Annotated in this window: 21 protein-coding genes; all 21 read right to left on the bottom strand. The window is 56.3% G+C overall.

The features are described 5' to 3' along the window. Position 1: 1 nt before the first annotated feature. Positions 2-433, bottom strand: coding sequence for a hypothetical protein (locus VDP79_RS01005; protein WP_323016376.1), 432 nt, complete (start codon positions 431-433; stop codon positions 2-4). Between the two features lie 7 nt (positions 434-440). Next, positions 441-1,082, bottom strand: a complete 642-nt coding sequence (locus VDP79_RS01000; RefSeq protein WP_323016375.1) for an AAA family ATPase — start codon at positions 1,080-1,082, stop codon at positions 441-443. Further along, positions 1,079-1,528, bottom strand: coding sequence for a dUTP diphosphatase (dut, locus tag VDP79_RS00995; protein ID WP_323016374.1), 450 nt, complete (start codon positions 1,526-1,528; stop codon positions 1,079-1,081). The genes VDP79_RS01000 and dut overlap by 4 nt, the downstream gene beginning before the upstream one ends. Then, entirely contained in the window at positions 1,528-2,379 is an 852-nt protein-coding gene (locus VDP79_RS00990) for an FAD-dependent thymidylate synthase (protein WP_323016373.1), read from the bottom strand. Before VDP79_RS00990 ends, dut begins: the two co-directional genes overlap by 1 nt. Further along, positions 2,379-2,666, bottom strand: coding sequence for an HU family DNA-binding protein (locus tag VDP79_RS00985; RefSeq protein WP_323016372.1), 288 nt, complete (start codon positions 2,664-2,666; stop codon positions 2,379-2,381). The genes VDP79_RS00990 and VDP79_RS00985 overlap by 1 nt, the downstream gene beginning before the upstream one ends. A 366-nt stretch (positions 2,667-3,032) precedes the next feature. Further along, positions 3,033-3,605, bottom strand: a complete 573-nt coding sequence (locus tag VDP79_RS00980; RefSeq protein ID WP_323016371.1) for a hypothetical protein — start codon at positions 3,603-3,605, stop codon at positions 3,033-3,035. Positions 3,606-3,622: 17 nt separating this feature from the next. Then, positions 3,623-4,081: a hypothetical protein gene (locus tag VDP79_RS00975; RefSeq protein ID WP_323016370.1), complete on the bottom strand. Its 459-nt coding sequence runs from the start codon at positions 4,079-4,081 to the stop codon at positions 3,623-3,625. Beyond that, entirely contained in the window at positions 4,078-5,994 is a 1,917-nt protein-coding gene (locus tag VDP79_RS00970; protein ID WP_323016369.1) for an AAA family ATPase, read from the bottom strand. The genes VDP79_RS00975 and VDP79_RS00970 overlap by 4 nt, the downstream gene beginning before the upstream one ends. Further along, the gene (locus VDP79_RS00965; protein WP_323016991.1) at positions 5,991-6,356 is read right to left on the bottom strand and encodes a zinc-finger-containing protein; all 366 of its coding nucleotides are present in this window, start codon (positions 6,354-6,356) and stop codon (positions 5,991-5,993) included. The genes VDP79_RS00970 and VDP79_RS00965 overlap by 4 nt, the downstream gene beginning before the upstream one ends. Before the next feature lie 14 nt (positions 6,357-6,370). After that, positions 6,371-6,580 carry a hypothetical protein gene (locus tag VDP79_RS00960; RefSeq protein ID WP_323016368.1) on the bottom strand — a complete coding sequence of 70 codons (210 nt, stop codon included), beginning with the start codon at positions 6,578-6,580 and terminating at the stop codon, positions 6,371-6,373. Beyond that, positions 6,577-7,638 carry a metallophosphoesterase gene (locus VDP79_RS00955; RefSeq protein ID WP_323016367.1) on the bottom strand — a complete coding sequence of 354 codons (1,062 nt, stop codon included), beginning with the start codon at positions 7,636-7,638 and terminating at the stop codon, positions 6,577-6,579. Before VDP79_RS00955 ends, VDP79_RS00960 begins: the two co-directional genes overlap by 4 nt. A gap of 22 nt (positions 7,639-7,660) precedes the next feature. Further along, a complete protein-coding gene (locus tag VDP79_RS00950) occupies positions 7,661-7,996 on the bottom strand; it encodes a cell wall hydrolase (RefSeq protein WP_323016366.1) in 336 nt (111 codons plus the stop codon). A gap of 65 nt (positions 7,997-8,061) precedes the next feature. Beyond that, the gene (locus tag VDP79_RS00945; protein WP_323016365.1) at positions 8,062-8,535 is read right to left on the bottom strand and encodes a hypothetical protein; all 474 of its coding nucleotides are present in this window, start codon (positions 8,533-8,535) and stop codon (positions 8,062-8,064) included. 2 nt (positions 8,536-8,537) lie between these two features. After that, entirely contained in the window at positions 8,538-8,873 is a 336-nt protein-coding gene (locus VDP79_RS00940) for a hypothetical protein (RefSeq protein ID WP_323016364.1), read from the bottom strand. A 2-nt stretch (positions 8,874-8,875) separates the two neighbouring features. Further along, positions 8,876-9,223 (bottom strand): hypothetical protein, encoded by a 348-nt coding sequence (locus tag VDP79_RS00935; protein ID WP_323016363.1) that lies wholly within the window; start codon positions 9,221-9,223, stop codon positions 8,876-8,878. 41 nt (positions 9,224-9,264) lie between these two features. After that, the gene (locus VDP79_RS00930; RefSeq protein ID WP_323016362.1) at positions 9,265-10,272 is read right to left on the bottom strand and encodes a hypothetical protein; all 1,008 of its coding nucleotides are present in this window, start codon (positions 10,270-10,272) and stop codon (positions 9,265-9,267) included. Then, the gene (locus VDP79_RS00925; RefSeq protein WP_323016361.1) at positions 10,269-10,568 is read right to left on the bottom strand and encodes a hypothetical protein; all 300 of its coding nucleotides are present in this window, start codon (positions 10,566-10,568) and stop codon (positions 10,269-10,271) included. The genes VDP79_RS00930 and VDP79_RS00925 overlap by 4 nt, the downstream gene beginning before the upstream one ends. Then, positions 10,565-11,488: a 5'-3' exonuclease H3TH domain-containing protein gene (locus tag VDP79_RS00920; RefSeq protein WP_323016360.1), complete on the bottom strand. Its 924-nt coding sequence runs from the start codon at positions 11,486-11,488 to the stop codon at positions 10,565-10,567. The genes VDP79_RS00925 and VDP79_RS00920 overlap by 4 nt, the downstream gene beginning before the upstream one ends. Positions 11,489-11,531: 43 nt before the next feature. After that, positions 11,532-12,410: a hypothetical protein gene (locus VDP79_RS00915; RefSeq protein ID WP_323016359.1), complete on the bottom strand. Its 879-nt coding sequence runs from the start codon at positions 12,408-12,410 to the stop codon at positions 11,532-11,534. 108 nt (positions 12,411-12,518) lie between these two features. Beyond that, on the bottom strand, positions 12,519-13,286 hold the full coding sequence (locus VDP79_RS00910) for a hypothetical protein (RefSeq protein WP_323016358.1): 768 nt from the start codon (positions 13,284-13,286) through the stop codon (positions 12,519-12,521). A gap of 8 nt (positions 13,287-13,294) precedes the next feature. Next, positions 13,295-16,663, bottom strand: coding sequence for a DNA polymerase III subunit alpha (gene dnaE, locus VDP79_RS00905; RefSeq protein WP_323016357.1), 3,369 nt, complete (start codon positions 16,661-16,663; stop codon positions 13,295-13,297).

The following is a 16,663-nucleotide window of genomic DNA, read 5'->3' as shown; positions in this document are numbered from 1 at the left end:
TTCAGAGTAAAGAAAAGCCCTTGGCGTGCAGTGCCTTGGCGATTCCAGCGATTTTTTCCTTCACATGCACCAGCGGCTGATGCTCCTGGGTGAAGTCGAAGACCCGATTCTGGGCGTTTTTGTTTTTCCCGTGTGCGAATGCAGTATAGGTAAGCGAGCCCTTGTGATCGTTGATAACTCGAACGATTGCCCCAGTCTCGTCGTGCATGAAGACCAGCTTAGTGACTGCCTCTTTGCGGTGGGCGTTCAGCAGTTCGACCGCAGTCATGAACTCGCCATCAACCAGCCCAGCGACTGCAGACCACAGGATGTCGACCCCGTAGCCAAACTGTGCTGATGTGATCCTGCCACTGACGCGGTCGGTCTCAAGACGCTCGATGGTTTCGTATGCTTTGCGCACGACCTCGTCGTGCAATTCTGGTGTTGCAGCCATGATGTCCTCAATGGAAGGTAAGTGGTGCGCCGAGCAGCTTCGCTGCGTCTTTGGCGCCTGATTCTTGTGCTGCGAACTGATCGTCGATGATTTCCGATAGTGCTTGAACCCTCTCGGCCAGTCCCGTTTCGCTCGGGTCGATTCTGAACACTGCTGGCGTAATCCCCGGCATCACACAAAGTCCGTCAATCACCATTGATAGGTGGTCAATGAAGGGGCGTGACAGGGAAGCTTTTCCAGGCGCATCAACGATGGGAATGCCCGAACCCAGCAACACAACCGTCGAAAACCGCATGCTAAGCACATTTCTGCAGTCCTTGAGGTATCTGGTCAACTCAGCTTCGTTTGACGCGCCTATGGGCTCCTGGCCAATCTCAACCATGGTGTAGGCCATCATGTCGATAGGCGTGCGGTCAGAAATGAAGACCCCGCCCGCGACCGCACCCCACTGGGCATCAAATGCGTCAAGGATGTGTCGTTGAACCGTGATGCGTTTTTCAAAGGAAAGCGTCTCGCTAGGCGACAGCCCCAGGCGCGCAAATACGCCCGAAGCTGTCGTTTGAACTAGCGGGATATCTTCGTGTTCAGCAAATGCCTTGGCAAGCGTGGTCTTGCCTGACCGATGGGGTCCCGACAGCCCAAAGCTCATTCTTTGCCTGTCGATCCAAAACCGTTGGCGCCGCGCGCTGTCTCGTCAAGCACGTTAACTTCCTTGAAGAACGCAGTCTCGTGCTTCAAGATCAGCAACTGGGCAATACGACTGCCGGGATCGACCACGAAATCTGTATCGCCTAGGTTGTGCAGAATCACGCCAACATCGCCCCGATAGTCGGAGTCGATAATCCCCGGCGCGTTCAGCACGAAGACTTTGTGCTTGAGCGCCAGCCCAGAGCGAGAGCAGACCATGCCTGTCATGCCGCAGGGGATCGACATGGCAAGTCCTGTTTTCACCAGCCCCGTCTGTCCCGGATGAATGACGCTACCTTCCAGTGCGCAAAGATCGACCGCTGACGCCCCAATACTTTGCCGCTTTGGCACAACCGCTTCTGGCGACAGCTTGATAACGTCGACTTCCACCGTGTATTGACTTCCCATTATTTTTTCCAGATTTGTTGTTCAAGTTGCTTGCGAAACTGAATCCAGCCGGTGAGATTGCCGTGCAATTCAGGGTGCGCCCATCTGCCATTCTTCAGCTTGCGATCAGGCGTGGCTTGATGCTCTGCTGGGCTGGCATGCAAGGGACGAGAACCCACCAGCTTGTCGAACAGCGCGACGTCCTTTTCGATGTCTGGTTCGCTGCCGTCGTGGTTTGCGTATGACACTCGGGCGCAGCGGGCAACCGAACACTTGCGGGCAAGCTCAAAGTTGTAGCCAGATTCATTCACATCGTTGCCAGCGAAAACATAGGGCAGGTGCCATTGGTCTTGCGTCAGTTCAACCGGCGCGCTTCGCCACATGGCGTCCTTGATGACGTTGGCAAGCGCCTGCATTTCAGGCTGTGCGTCTGGATGACAGCGCAGCTCAAAGAAGTTTTCCCAGTCAGTCGCGGTGACGATAGTATTCATCCACTGAAACGGCTCCAATACACGATTGACGCATTGTTTGTGGATGCCCAGGTGCTTCGACCAGCGAGTGGCGAAATCGCCGCTGATCTTGGCCAATTCACGCCACTCGCGCTCAAAAACCTTCGCGGTGCGCTCGTCAACCGCTTCGCGCGCCTGCATGCCGGGTTGGTTTTTGCCGATGTGGACGAAGAACGCGGGATCGTCCTCGACTTGCCGGATCATCCTTGCAACAGGAATTGCCCGTGACGATGATGCGTTGCGAGAAAAGACCCTGTGCGTCATCAGTTCGCCGTGAATGAAGCGGGGGTATTGAAGCTGCAGCGTGGTCAGGCGAACGTCGTCGCCCGAAATGCTGTCAGCAATGACGTTCGCTTGAATCATTAGCTGTTCACCTCGTCCTTGAATTGCTTGGCGGGTTTGAACGTCACAGCAGTCTTGGCTGCAACCTGAATGGTCTCGCCCGTGCCGGGGTTGCGGGCAGTGCGTGCTGCGCGGGCTTTCGCAGAGAACTTGCCGAAAGCGTGGATGCTAACGTCGTTGCCATCCGCAATTTCGCTCTTGATCTGCTCGAACAGGTCGTTCACGATTTCCAGCGACTTCGCTTTCGTCAGGTCATGGACGCTGGCGATGTATTGGGCGAGTTGATTGCGGTCTGTTGCGTTGGCCATGTTGGCTCCTTGGTTGAGTCCCGCGAAGTGCGGGGATTGGACATTGTAGTAAGTTACCACTCACTAACGTTTTTGGTGAAATTAAAAATCACCATGTTCCTGCGATATCGCCGGATGGAATGCACGGTTTGGGTGCTTCGCCAGCAACTACCGCTGGCCTAAGCAGAGACTTCGGGGTGGGGCGAGACACCATCACGCCGGCACCAGGGCGCAAAAGTCTATCAAGGAGTTCGGGTATATCTGGCGATGTCTCCACCTGTGACTCGAACAGAATTAATTCCAAGCTGATGACCGAACATTCACGGTTCATATCTCTGGTCGCAGAAAATTCCTGGACGAACAATTTAACCCCCTCTGTCGCGTCCATCACGCCGCCTTCATTGCTTTGAACATCGCGATTGCTTCTTGAAATTGAGTGGACTTAATTCCTGCGTTTATTGCAGCTACCGCATCGCTTAGGTGTTCGTTCGCCTTGGTGGGAACCATCCTGCCCTTCAGCTTGCGCATCAACCAGGGCGCGGTCGGGAAGCGACGCATTGCTTCTTCGATCATTTCTTCCTTCGCTGCGTGGCGACTACCCACAAACAACTGCTTGGATTCTTGCGGGAAAACCTGGATCAGTGGCAAGGGGCATCCTGCCAGCACGCCAGTCACCAACCCAGAATTGAAATTCGCGCCAGCGTAGCCACGCGGGTCACAGTAGGGGATTTCAGCCATCACAAACGACCGACCCTCGCATGCGGCGATGAACCCGTCATGGACGATTTTGGCGCGTCGCAAGTCATCTGAATCCTTGCGCACACCCTTTTTGGTTTCTGGCTCGGTGCAGATCAAAATGAGGTCTTCGACGTCGAACTCGCCAGTCTCGATGTCGACAGCCGCTAGAGCGATGCCGAAATTTGAAGTTGATGGGTCCACGCCGACTACTTTGATTTTCATGTGTTGATACTCCGTTGTTACCAGCTTCCCCAGTCGGGGTTTTCTTTGTGAAGCAGCAGCGCCTCTTCAGCGTCATGCTCTGCTTGTTTTTTTGCGCCCACCCCTTTGACTGGGTCCATCTGTTCGCCCAGATAACGGTCCGCCAGCGCGGCAAAGTATTCCTGAATGCCACTACCGAACGCACCGGCAGCTTCATGCATGCCGAAGCGCGCCGCAATGATGTCGCCCTCGTAGTCGAATCTAAAATCTAACGACACGACACCTTGTCTCATAGACGCGTCGTATAGAGAAAACTCTTCTCCGCCAATCAAAGCTACATTGCGAATGGTTCCTGACCCGCTTGTCCCTGTGATGTATTGGGGTGAGTCAAGCTCGAACGGCCTGAAGTGTTGCCCAAAGTTCATCTGCACTTCCCGCAGGTCGCGCCTGATTGCTTCAAACCACTCTACGTCGGTTAGCCCCAGGTATTCGCTCATTCGACCAGCGCCCCAGTAGCGACCGAGCCAGTCGCGCCCTTGACCATCGTTGTGACCTCGTTGGCCCAGTCCTGCAGCTCGTTGTGTGAAATAACGATGACGGTGCCTCGTTCGCGCGCGCGACGTTCCAAAATCACCATCAGGCGCTCCAACCCGTCTTCGTCAATGGCGTCGTCGATTTCGTCGCCGATGAAAAGCTGGATGGGCTTGGTGGCGCGAGACGCCTGCAGGTCTTGCAGCGCCATGACGGTCGCCAAGCGCACCCGGCGCTTTTCCCCGCCCGACAGCAGCCCGAACGATGCGCCGCCATCAGCATGTTTGACTTCGATGTTGAATTTTTCGCGCAGTTCGCCCTTAGCGGTCTGGCCCAGGGTCGACCAGACAGCGGTGATCTGCCCGTCAGACATGATCGACAGGTAGTCTTCGGTGCGCTCGTTCAGGAATGGCGTCACAGTGTCCAAGATGTGCGCTCGCACCCCAGCGGGGCTGAAGACCTTGGCGACGTCATCAGCAATTGCCAGCTTCGCTTCCAGAACCTTGCGCGACACATCACCTTGCTTCAGCCTGTCCTCAAAACCCGCCACGCGCTTCACCAGGAGGTCTTTGGATGCAGCGTAGGGGTTGGGCTCGGTCATGAAGTTTTGCGCGCTCTCAGCGCCTGATTTCGCGTCCTTCATGAGCGACACTAGCGTCGCCTTCATATTTGCAGCTTTACGTAGCGCAGCGTTGATCTGCGACACCTTTGCTTGAGCGTCAGCGACGTTGGGGATATTCGCCTTTGCCTTGGCCCGAGCATCCTCAGCAGCCGCCACTGCAGCTTGTGACTCCTTGTATGACTTGGCTGCCGGCGCCGCACGCTTCATGGCGTCGTCCAATCGCACTTTCAGGTGCGTGCTGAATTCGTCCAGCTCCGCGGCGGTGTGGGGTTTCCCGCACTCGGGGCAGGGCTTCTTCATTTCTTCGGGGGCGTTGGCAATCTGCCCCTTTAGTCGGGCGACTTCGTCAGCGATATTCTGCAGCGCCGTTTCGTTCGTTGAAGCGGTGAAGACCACAGAATTCAGGGCGCGGGTCGCTTCATCACACGCTTCCTGGGCGGGGATCACAGACGCGACTTTGTCAGAAAACACCTTCAGGGCAGCTTCCAGCTTGTCTGTGTCCAAACGCTTGTATTCCTCAGCCAACGCAGCTACCTGGGCTTGCGCTGACTTGACGCTTGCCAATGCCTTGTCGCGACGCAGTTCCCGCCCCTCGTCGAATGCCTTGATATCTGCCTCAACGCCTTCCAGCGACCGCCTGTCATCTTCGAGGTGCGACCGAGTCGTTGCCATCGCGGCTTCGACCATGTCGATCTTCTGCTTGATTTCGTTGACGTCGTCACGGGCAAGCTGGTATGCCCGCTCGAACTGATTGACCCCCGCCGCCTCTTCGATGATCGCTTTGAGGTTCTTGTCGGTCATCTTGGGCAGGTCAGGCATTGCTTCCTGGCCCGCGTAGATTGCAGCCAAAAAGACCTCTTGGCTGCAGCCAAGAATTTGTTCGATCAGCCCCTGCGTGTCCTTGTCGGTCGCCAGCGTCATATCGACAATGTCCGGGCCATCCACGCGCTCGACGCGCACCGCGTTTTTGTGGGTGTGGTGCTTGCGATAACGGGTGATGCGGTAGTTGGCGCCGTCGTCATCCAGTCTGACTTCGACCGCGCAGTTCTTTTTCGCCTTGTTGTTGATCACCGCGTCGCCAGACTCGCCACGAGCGGTCACGTTGAATAGCGCCCAGGACAGAGCGTCGACGACCGACGACTTCCCCTGACCGTTTGTGCCCTGGATCAGGTTCAGCCCGCGATTGGCCAGCAGGAACGCGGGACAGTCAGCGCCGATGGCCATGAAGTTGACGATGGTAAGGGTTTCGATATTCATGCTTTATTCCAAACGTTCTGTGCCCAGATGATGACCCGCTGGCAGCGGAACTCGTCAAACATCCCGATATGGCATTCTTCACGGGGGATTTCCAAGTCTTCAGACAAGCGCGCATACGCTTCTGAGCGCGTCATACCGCCGTCTTTCCACAGGGGGTCAAATGCTGCGTGAGCGCGCTGCTTTGTCACGCGAAGACTGGCGTTCGCCAGACGCCCCAGCGGCTTGATCCCGCCAGGGTGACACCCGACGTATGCGCCACATGGCGCACATTCCCAGAATTTCTTGTCGAACAGGTCTGGGCGGTGAGGGTAGATTTCCTTGCCCGTCACGAGGTTTGCCCAACTACGGCAGTAGGGACACATCGGTCGAAGCCCTTTCATTTGCTTTGAACCTCAACAAACAAGTAAGAGCCAAAGACTGGCGTCACCACATGAAAAAGCAGGATGCCCAGCTCCCGAGTTGAACCATTTTCTGCCGGCATCCACAGTTCTATACCCGCAAACGAGTAGACGAACGCACTGACAATGGGCAGCGCGATCAGCGCCATGCTCAGCACCACCAGCGAAAATTTGATGTATTTGTTCATGCCACAGTCCTCGAAAGAATGTCCAGGCACCCAGCGTTGACAGCGCCGGGGTCAGCAAACTTTTGCGACTTGACGTAGTCGCCGATGCTTTGCTCGATGGACGCACCGCTCTGAATTGACGCAGTTACCGCGCTTTCGCGCGTCGTAGTCGCTTTTGGGGTAGATCGAATCAGGACGCCCAGCGCTCCCCAAGCGATCAGTTCCTGACGCAGCGATTCGACCGCACTGGTCTTCGTTTCGTCAGTTTTGACGCGCACGTAGTTGCCGGCGACCGCCATCTGGATTTCTTCTTGGTCCAGATCCAGTTCTGCGAGATTGTCCAGGTCCAGAAACTCGGGCAGGTGCGATTTGCGAAAGTGAACCCCTTCGTCGTCGACCAGCAGAAAGCCAGCCTTGCTGCCAACGTCAGACCATGTGTGGTTTGCAAGCGCTCCGATGGAGTAGACGTTGCCGGGGAACTCCTTGTGATTGTGATAGTGGCCGACAAACACGCGGCCAAAACCCCGTGACGCCAGCCACTCGGGATCAAGCCCGGTTTCTGGTAGCCCCGCAATCACACCATTGACCGGCGCGTGCAAGATCAGCGTCGCGTCTTTGTCGCCCCTGAACGGGCATGCGCGAATTGCGTCCTGCAGGTCGGGCAGCTTGTCGAACCACGGGATCATGGCGACCACGTCGTCAGTGAAACAGTATGGCTCGTTGACGATCTCAACCCCTGGCATAGCCAGCGCGGTGATTGCGCTTGACAGTCGTTCAGAGTCTCGACGTTCGAGGTCGTGGTTCCCCGACATGATGCGAAATTTGATCCCACCGCCAGTGACTTCCTTGATTGTGTCGATAGTGGGGTTCAGCACCAACGGGGCAATCTTGCCGCGAGTGTGGAAAACGTCGCCTGCGCAATAGATCGTGTCGCCACCTGCGTCCTTGACTTCGAGGGCGCAGCGCTTGATTTCGGTCAACAGCCCGCGAAGACGAAGGTTGACGCCATGTTCGTCGTCGCTACTGAACGACGTCCACGGGTGTAAATGTGCGTCAGAAAAAACCCCAAATGGTTTCATGTTCGTTAGTGGTAACTTACAATTATTGATAAAAAATGTGATTGCCAACCTGTGCGACAACAGTATAGTGACTCGCCCAATAAGGACTGACGCCAGCTTCGTGATAGTGCGTCGCCCTGCCGACCCTTTGCGGAAGAATCCCCCACAGGGCAAGTTGCGCGATCACCACCGCATTGCCCCAAGCGACAGGCTCTTTTTCAATCTTCGACAGCCCGATCATTGGCCCCAGCGCGGTTTGCTGAACGTATGTTGTCGTCCATGAGAACTGTTTCGGCTTCATCACTACGCTACAGACGCCCTTACGCGCAGCCCGCGCCCGATTCATCGTGACGTTGGCGACCGCGATCTGTCCGATCAAGGGCTCGCCCCTGCTCTCGTAGAACAGGTTCGCAGCTAAGCAGAGTAGGGCGCTTGAAAGCAGCATCAGGTGGGGACTCCCAGCAGCCACGCAAGCCGCTCTTTTTCGGTTAACACATTCAGTTCGCGCATGAACATCGGGTCGATCAGATATTGGCTTGACCCGCGCTTGCCTTTCGCGCCAGTGTGGCCCGAAAAGTTCCAGCGTTCTTTCCTGCGGTAGCGGTAGTAGTCGTCAGTGCGCATCAGGTAGTAGATACCGACATTGTGCGGTTCGATGTTGCGGGACGGGCGTTTGGATACCGCTACGCCGATGAACTCGACACCCAGCATCTTGAGCCAGCCGTCCAGGGCAACGTCCAGCGCCCACGCGCCCTGTTTGATCATGACCTGCTCACTGGGTAGACGGGCCGCGAAATAGACCTTCGCGCCACTGGCGTAGATTCTGAACTCACCAAAGAATGCGCCCCCGCTGGTCAGACGCTTGAACTTGTAGGCGCCCGACTTGTGGAGCTTGTATTCTGACGATGTCTTATACATCGCTACCAACTTCCCCAGTTGGGGTTCGTGTCTGCGGTAACGGGCGGGGCAGGTTTGGGCTTATCGACGAATGCCTGTGCGGGGTTGTTGCCGCTAACCCCGCCCGGATTGTATGCACCCTTCTGCTTCAGAACAGCAATGATCCGATTTGTCTCTTTTGTGTTTCGTCGCGCCCACTCGCTCACCGCTGCGTCCAGTGCGTCATCAATTGACGCGCAATCACTGGCGACGCACCAGAACAGGTATCCTGGGTCTGCCTTCACAATGTCATCGCCCGACTTCCCTTTGTGCTTTCCAAAATCGACGATACCGTCGTGCAGAATTCGATGTCGTGCCATAGCTAAATCACTCGCAGATAAATCACTGTCACCTTTGAATTCTCGCTACACTTGTGAGGACCGTAGCGCTTGATCATGCTGGCGATCAGTCGCTGTGACGCTTCTTCGCGGGTCAGCCCTCGGTAGTTGTGGTTGCGCGTCGCGTGCATGGCAGCCATGTCAGAAAAGACTCCGCACTGCACGCTGACCACCTCAGCGCGCGCCAAAATTTCAGACCGTGGTTGATTGACCAAGATGACGGTGTCGTGTTCATTGAGTCTCTTACCCCACGCGACACCCAGCCTGAATGTGTTGAACTGACCCTCAAGGCCAGTGACTGGCGGGGCGAATCCCAGCACATACTTTTCCATTTCAGCCTCATAAAATGAGACGGGGCGAACCCCGTCTGTGATCACGCAGGTGTAGCCAGCGCCTTCAGATCAGCATGAAGCCCATTGGCTTCGATGTGCTGGATCAGTGCTTTGCGGTAGTAGCTTTTGCCTTGCCATTCAATTCGCGAGCCCGCCTGCACGAGATTGCCTAGCGCGATTGCTGAGTCGATCAGCGCGCCGGTCAGATCGAAGTAAGCAACGCCGTCTTCCTCGAACATCATGTCCAGCTTGAATTCCTGGAACGGACGCGTGAGCTTGTTTTTCACCGTCTTGATGGTGATCGTTTGACCCACAAATTCCTTTCCGCCCTTAACCGCCTCCATGATCTTCGCGCGCGACAACGACAGACGCGTGGTGGCGTAGAATTCCATGCTGCTGCCCCCCGGCGTTGTCGTTGGGTCACCCCAGGAAACCCCAGGCTTTGTCCTGATCTGATTCAGATACAGGACTGAAAAGTTATACATTTCAGCCAGCGCAGCCATGCTCTTGAGCGTCGTGGACGTCACGCGGGCCAGGGCGGTCGTGTCGTTCATGTTCAGCTCGTCCAGGTCTTTCCCGATAGTTGACTCGGTGTTGCACGATGCAATCGAGTCCAGAACAAATAAGATCGGCGCGTCATCTGAGATTGCCCCCGACTGACGAATCGCCTGCGACGCCTTGGCGATCATCATGTTCGACTTTTCCCAGGTAGTCGGCTGTTTGTAAATCCAGAATGGGAACTTGTCTGACAGTCCGACGTTCTTTGCCAGCTTCAGGTCAAATGTCTTTTCGTGATCGTGGAAACCCGCAACACCTCCAGCCCGCTGTGCTTGAGCCATGAAGTGTGTGCCCACCGCCGTTTTGCCAGCAGATGATGGTGCAAACGCTTCTATGAGGCGCCCCTGTGGCAGCCCGCCATCTGGTTTGCCACTGATGACCTGATTCAGCAACGGGACGCCTGTGTCGATGTAGCGTGTGACGCCCTGGTTTTCGTCGTTTTCGCCCACCGCAGCCAGCAGTGCCTTGCTCAGGTCTTCAACTGCGCTCATTGCTGTTGCTCCGGTTGTGCGTCTGCTGCGTCTTTCCCTTTGGCTGAAGAGAAGACGTTGGTGATGGCATTCGTGGGTGTGTATTCCATCCTGTGTGCGTTGATGACGCAGCCTGAAATTTGCGGCTGACTGCGCAGCACCATCAAGATGTCATGCAGCTTGTCGTAGGTGACGAAAAACACCCCGCCTAGCGCCACCCCGATAAAGAACGGCTCGGACGCGTGGAACGCCACGCCCAGCAGCAACGTAGCCAGATAGCCCAGCAGCAAACCGTGATTCATCCAGAGTTTTTTCATGCTTTTCCTTGTCGTTTTTGTAGGGGTTCAATCCAGTCGTCGAAGTCGCGCAAGATGCTTTGGAAATTGAGCTTGTCGAAGAGCAACCGAAGATTCTGCGGGTTGAAGTCAGGCGCGATCACCCGTGCATCGCCCTTTGGTGGCGCGGGGGCATCCAGCAGGTTCATGATCTTCATGTTGCGTTCAAAAATATGTCTGCCCACCGGGTATGCCAGATTCTTGTGGGCAACTTTTTTGGGGATAAAGATGCCCGCGTCTACCTGCCTGAAGAACTCGGCAACCGAGCCAAATTCAGCCAGGATCAGAGGCGCCGTCTTTTTCCCGATCTTGGGGATTCCGTCAATCGAGTCACTGGTGTCACCAATCAGCGCCTTGCCCTGGATGTATGCGAAACCATCCCGGTAGCCCGTCATCTCGAAGAAGTTCGTTGGCGTGAGCTTCTTGTCGTTGATCGTGTCGACCCACTGGACGTTCGTGCCGACCAACTGTGACCAGTCGGTGTCAGAACTGACCAGACGCACAAGCGACCCGTCTGCGGGGATGCGCTTGGCGAAGTAGCCCGCCATGTCGTCAGCTTCTTGGCTGACCGAATACATTTGGTGAATTCCCATCCACGACAGCGCTTTGCGAATGTAGGGGATTTGAGCTTCGCGGGAGCGACGACGGTCTGCCGCTTCGGGATCGTTCTTCGCTTTTTCTTCGCGCCCCGACTTGTATTCTGGGAAGACGTCATAACGCCACTGCGCGTGTCCATCCCAAAGAACCAAGGGACTCCATCCGGGATTTCGTTCTACCAGCGCATGCACTTCACGCACGAACCCAAAGATCGCCTGGACCTGGAATTTGCCCACGGTCAAGACGTTTACAGAGTGGTGTGCGTGAACGCGATTACTAGCATCAACAATGATTGTGTTTGCCATTTCTTTCCTGGAAGCGGGTGGGCTTGCGCCCACCCGTGGTTGATTAAATGCCGTCGAGCTCTTTCATCAGGGCATCCAGGTCAGCATCGCCCGTGCTGGCAGCGGGTGCAGTCGCAGCCTGTTCAGCTACCTGCGGCGCAGCAGTTGCAGGTTCTGCAGCAGGGGAAGTGCCTGATGCACCCTGAATCGCATCTGTGCCGTCTGCGTCCAGTGCGTCCAGCTCAGCAGCGACAGATGCCAGATCAGGCTTGGACGCACTGGGGGCGCTCAGCAGACCCGCGACAGCGTTCAGGTTGGCGATAGCGCGACGCTCTTGCTCGGCGCTTTCCTGCTTGACGTATTCGTCAAGATTGGTCGCTTGCTTGAAGATCGCTTCAGCGACGTCAGCTTTCTTCGCGCCCGCTTGTGCGACGTATTTCGTCTGCAAACCCTTGCCGGTGCGCTCGATCATGACGACGCGACCGCCCTCCAGTGTCAGCATTTCGTCGACACCCCATTCGCTGATGATGCCCAGAACCTGCGCAAACGTGCCAGGGGACAGTTCCAGAATTTCAGCGGTGGGTTTGTCTGCGCCCAGATTGACCGCGTTCAGCAGCACGCGACTGGACGATTTCGCCTCTTCCATCGCCTTTTTGATGGCGTCGTCTGCAGAGTTCATGATGCCGTGCTGAATGGCGTCACAAACTTGGCAGGGCTGACCGTAGGTCTTGTCGGTGCAGACATAGACCGCCTTCAGGTTGCCCTTGGTGTCTTTGATGAAGTGCTGGCCGTAGTCGTGCCAGAACGCTCCTTGCAGGTCGCCATCCCAACGGGGGAGAATGCGCCAGGACGACGTCCCCTCGGGCGGTTTCACGGTCTTGCCGCGATTGTTAGCCTGGATGGCTTGCTTCTTTTGGTTGATCAATTCCATGAGGTTGGACATGGTTTGCTCCGGTGCGTGTGGTTGATTGCGAATAGATTGTGGGTTGTAGATTTAGGCGTGTATGCCCGCCAATGTTGGTTAGCGGTAACCAACATTTTAGGGCAAAACTTAGGCGGCTTTTTCCCCCGCGTTCTTCAAGAACTCTTCTTTCATCGAACGCAGCTCCAACACCCGAAGCTGTCCTTCGCGCTCTTTACGACGGTCGCGGGCGACTTCCAGAATCATGTCCTTACGCTGTTCCATCGCCCGCTCAGCAATGTCGGCCAGCTTCCAGATGCTGTGTGCGTCGATCAGCTTCTTTTGGGCGTCTGCGTAGCGTGGGTCGCCCGTGACTTGTCCCTTCAGTTGCGTTTCGGTGGTTTTCTTGCCTTCGTCTGCTGCGCGGTTGCGGTAATACGAATCAAGTTGTGCTTCCAGAATTTCGACAGCGCTCTTCACGCGGTCATACTGGCGACGGGCGTTGACCGTTTGCGTGGCGTAATGCACATAAAGCGCTGCGTGCTGGATCATGACGTTGTCCAGATCGGTGATGCTGACTTGGACGTCCTTCTTCAGTGCGTCTGCGTCGACGTATGCCTTCAGCGCGCTGCCATCAGCTTGCTTGACAACGCCAGGGTCTGCGTCACCCACGTTCGCGGGGACTGGCGGGGTCGGGGGTGCATCTGGCGCAGCCTTGGTCTGCGTGTCAATCGCGGGGGACGCTTCGATCCCTACGCGTGGCTCACCCTTGTCTGGTTCAGTGACGGGATTCTCGGGCTTGGCTGTCTCGGGCTTGGCTGTCTCGGGCTTGGCTGTCGCGACAGTCTCTTGGCCCTTGATTTCCTTGTCGATACCATCCAGAAACGCCGCGAGTTCAGCGTCGATGTCTTGTGTCATACGGTTCCTTAGTTAAGAAGCTCCGAAACTTTGGAGCATGTTTGTTGAAGCCACTTGATCTTGCCGGGATCAAAGAAGATTGACGCCGGGTTGAATCCAAATATGATGCTGGCATCCAGGCTGGGGTCGAAAATCGTTTTGCCAACAAGGTCGCCAACACCCCCCTTTATAGAAGGGGAAAAATATCTGATCGCGTTTGACCCCATCGCGACGATGACTGCGGGCTTCAAAACCTCGATTTCACGTTTCAGATATTCCGAGCAGCCGTTGATCTGTTCTGTCGTCAGCGCTTTCTGTCCCTTTGGCTTAACGCCCTTCACAAGCGACGTGTAGTAGCCATCGTTGGGGCTGATGCCCTCGTCCTTGAGTGCTGCCTTGATAGCGTCAGCGACGTCGCCCGTCATCATCTTTCCTGCGTTGCCCTCCTGCCAGTTTGGCGAGTCGAAAACCATCATGAAGCGCGGGTTCTTGCCCATGACAGGGGTGGGGTGGGGGACACCCGACAATGAGCATTTGTCACAAATGCGACACTGACCCGCAATTTCCAGAATCTGGATTTGCTGGGCTCGGCCTGCGCTCAAGCCACGTTCTGCCTTGACGACCTCGACGGTGAACCCCGGCATTAGTTCCAAGCGATCCTTCAAGCGGTCGTTATGCAGGGCGGGGACGCCATCGCCAACAGACGCGAATGCCCCCACTTTGCGTAGCGAGTCCTTGTGGCGCACGTTGACCTTGCCGCCCACGGTGGCTGTCGCCACTTCGTCGAATTCCTCGAACGACTTGAATGGTTGCTTGTGGGCGCGCCTTACACTCAGAATCTTTGCTGCAACGTTTGTGCTGATGCCCTTGACGGCCTGGAATGGAGCGACCAGCGTCTTGTCATCCCTGATTTCGATGCGGTCTGTAGAAACGTTGATGTCTGGCGGCAGCACTTCAATCCCATGTGCGCGGGCATCCAGAATCAGCGGGGCGAGCTTTTCATCAACGTCCTCGACCGACAGGGACGCGGCATAGAACTCTGCTGGATAGTTCGTCTTCAGCCACATCGTTTGATACGAAATGAGCGTATACGCCGTGCTATGGCTTTTGTTGAAGCAGTAAGCTGCGAAGCCCTCGATGTCAGACCATAGTGCTTGCGCCTCGTATTCCTGCATGCCACTGGCGACAGCGCCCGCAACGAACTTGGCGCTCATTTTCGCCATCTTGTCGTGATCTTTTTTTCCAATTGCTTTGCGCAGGTGATCAGCTTCAGCACCCGTGAACCCGCACAAGTCAACCGCAATTCTGGATACCTGTTCCTGGTAGACTGTGACCCCGAATGTCTCGCGCAGTGCGGGCTCAACCAGGGGGCTGACGTAGCTGGGCAACTGCTTGCCCTGCTTGATGGCGACGTATTTGTCCATCAGTCCAGCGTCAATCGGGCCAGGGCGGAATAGGGCGGTCGCTGCGGCAATGTCTTCAAACGTCAGTGGCTCCAAAACTGCCAAATCTTTCAACAACTTACGCATGCCGTGACCAGAAAACTGGAAGACCCCCACGGTGTCTGCCTTCCCAAACGCATCCAGCACCATCGGGTCTTCAAGCGAAATGGTCAGTAGGTCGGTGTCTGCGCCGGGGTGGCGTTCTTCGATATAGCGCTTTGCGTGGGCCAGCACATCCAGGGTGGACAGACCTAGCATGTCCATTTTGACCAAACCGAAGTCTTCAACCGTGCGCTTGTCCCAGTTCACGATGGGCAGCGAGTCTTTGACGCGCTGCATGACGACCGCGCGCTCTGCAATCGGATCATGCGACACGATGACCCCAGCAGCGTGGGTGCCAAGGTTACGCATGTTGCCTTCCAGGGTCAGCGCATGTTTCCAGATGATGGGGTGTTCGCCGCGAAACTTGGCAATGTCAGGGACCGCATCAGCAGACTCTGTCAGTGACAGCGAGACGCCATGTTCACGCTCCATCTGCTTCGAGCATGAGTATTCGTATGGCTTCAGGCCGTGGACACGCGAAACATCACGCAATGACGATGCGGGGCCAAGCGTCGAGTAATTGGAAATCCCTGCGACTTTGTCAGCCCCAAAGGTTTCGACAACGTGGGCGACCGCCTCTTGACGGCGCGAAGACATAAAGTCCATGTCGACGTCAGGTAAGTCCAAGCGGTCGGGGTTGATGAACCGCTCGAACAGCAGCCCGAATCTGATAGGATCAACGTCGGTGATCCCCAACAGGTATGACACCAGCGACCCCGCAGCAGAACCGCGCCCGGGGCCAACGGTGATGTCCTGCGCTTTAGACCACCCGATCAGTTCTTGCACCAGCAAAAAGTAGTTCGAGAACCCCAACTTGCGCAGCACCCCAAGCTCGTAAGCAAGGCGCTCCTTGTATTGTTGCAGTTCAGCGCCCGATGGTTGATGACCCAGAACCGGCGCAGAAAACCGCTTGGCCCAACCATCGCGACAGTGCTTCATCAGCTCAACAAACGGGTCTGCTGCCATGTGGGGCAGCGAAATCGGCATTTTTTCAAACCGATACATGGCGCCGTCAGCAACCGCATCCATGGACTCAATGGACTGCTTGATTTCGCCCTTGGTTATGCCAATGCGACGGGCAGTCTGCGCCAAGTGCGTCAGCAGCCCCTTTGGCTCGTCAAAGCACATATCACGCGTCGTCGGGATAGGCAGCCATGGCGTGTCCATCGTCCATTGCCCAGACGAAGCAATCGCCCGCATGACGTCGTGCGTGTCAGCGTCTTCGGGGGTGGCGTAGAAGCGCGGCCAGCTCGCCAACAGGGGCAGACGCAGCGATCGGGCGCACGCCAGTGCCTTTGTGTTCAGGGTGTCGAAAAGCATCGTCTGAATAGGCGTCACCTCAACATAGGTTGGGTGCTTTTCAGACAGCTTTTGGGCAATCGCCTCTGCGTCGGGGTGATGGAAAAGCCCGAAGAGGTCGCCGGTCGTGACAATCACGTCTTCCAGCGCCAAAACCTGGGGCAGGTCTGTGCGGGCGTGGTAGTAGAACTGTTCAGCGCTGTTGGCGCGGGAAAGCAGCCCCATGAGCGATTGCAGCCCACGTTCAGACTTCAGATAAACCTTGATCTGGCAGGTGCGGTTTTCCTTCTCAACCGCGCCTTTTTTCCTTTCTGCCGCATTGGGCGGGAAATATGTCGCGTCATCATAAACGCGTAGGGTGCAGCCAAGCAGTGGAGCGATTTCCGCGTCTTTGCACGCAGCGGTCAGTGCGGGCAGGCCAGAAATCGACATTGTGTCGGTCAGCGCCACTGACTCATACCCCAGCTCTTTGGCTCGGGCCACCATTGGCTCGATCTGCAGAATCGACTCGCCGATTGAGTGGTCAGACCGAACTGACAGTGCGTGTTTGAGCAT

This window comes from Castellaniella sp., from assembly GCF_034675905.1.
Lineage (GTDB): Bacteria > Pseudomonadota > Gammaproteobacteria > Burkholderiales > Burkholderiaceae_B > Castellaniella.
Note: the sequence above shows the minus strand (reverse complement) of the source record. Positions and strands in the feature narration are given on the sequence as shown.

Bases quoted from the DNA above. Each gene is read 5' to 3' on its own strand.
- VDP79_RS01005 (WP_323016376.1), bottom strand. From the start codon at position 433: ATGGCTGCAACACCAGAATTGCACGACGAGGTCGTGCGCAAAGCATAC.
- VDP79_RS01000 (WP_323016375.1), bottom strand. From the start codon at position 1,082: ATGAGCTTTGGGCTGTCGGGACCCCATCGGTCAGGCAAGACCACGCTT.
- dut (WP_323016374.1), bottom strand. From the start codon at position 1,528: ATGGGAAGTCAATACACGGTGGAAGTCGACGTTATCAAGCTGTCGCCA.
- VDP79_RS00990 (WP_323016373.1), bottom strand. From the start codon at position 2,379: ATGATTCAAGCGAACGTCATTGCTGACAGCATTTCGGGCGACGACGTT.
- VDP79_RS00985 (WP_323016372.1), bottom strand. From the start codon at position 2,666: ATGGCCAACGCAACAGACCGCAATCAACTCGCCCAATACATCGCCAGC.
- VDP79_RS00980 (WP_323016371.1), bottom strand. From the start codon at position 3,605: ATGAAAATCAAAGTAGTCGGCGTGGACCCATCAACTTCAAATTTCGGC.
- VDP79_RS00975 (WP_323016370.1), bottom strand. From the start codon at position 4,081: ATGAGCGAATACCTGGGGCTAACCGACGTAGAGTGGTTTGAAGCAATC.
- VDP79_RS00970 (WP_323016369.1), bottom strand. From the start codon at position 5,994: ATGAATATCGAAACCCTTACCATCGTCAACTTCATGGCCATCGGCGCT.
- VDP79_RS00965 (WP_323016991.1), bottom strand. From the start codon at position 6,356: ATGTGTCCCTACTGCCGTAGTTGGGCAAACCTCGTGACGGGCAAGGAA.
- VDP79_RS00960 (WP_323016368.1), bottom strand. From the start codon at position 6,580: ATGAACAAATACATCAAATTTTCGCTGGTGGTGCTGAGCATGGCGCTG.
- VDP79_RS00955 (WP_323016367.1), bottom strand. From the start codon at position 7,638: ATGAAACCATTTGGGGTTTTTTCTGACGCACATTTACACCCGTGGACG.
- VDP79_RS00945 (WP_323016365.1), bottom strand. From the start codon at position 8,535: ATGTATAAGACATCGTCAGAATACAAGCTCCACAAGTCGGGCGCCTAC.
- VDP79_RS00940 (WP_323016364.1), bottom strand. From the start codon at position 8,873: ATGGCACGACATCGAATTCTGCACGACGGTATCGTCGATTTTGGAAAG.
- VDP79_RS00935 (WP_323016363.1), bottom strand. From the start codon at position 9,223: ATGGAAAAGTATGTGCTGGGATTCGCCCCGCCAGTCACTGGCCTTGAG.
- VDP79_RS00930 (WP_323016362.1), bottom strand. From the start codon at position 10,272: ATGAGCGCAGTTGAAGACCTGAGCAAGGCACTGCTGGCTGCGGTGGGC.
- VDP79_RS00925 (WP_323016361.1), bottom strand. From the start codon at position 10,568: ATGAAAAAACTCTGGATGAATCACGGTTTGCTGCTGGGCTATCTGGCT.
- VDP79_RS00920 (WP_323016360.1), bottom strand. From the start codon at position 11,488: ATGGCAAACACAATCATTGTTGATGCTAGTAATCGCGTTCACGCACAC.
- VDP79_RS00915 (WP_323016359.1), bottom strand. From the start codon at position 12,410: ATGTCCAACCTCATGGAATTGATCAACCAAAAGAAGCAAGCCATCCAG.
- VDP79_RS00910 (WP_323016358.1), bottom strand. From the start codon at position 13,286: ATGACACAAGACATCGACGCTGAACTCGCGGCGTTTCTGGATGGTATC.
- dnaE (WP_323016357.1), bottom strand. From the start codon at position 16,663: ATGCTCAAACACGCACTGTCAGTTCGGTCTGACCACTCAATCGGCGAG.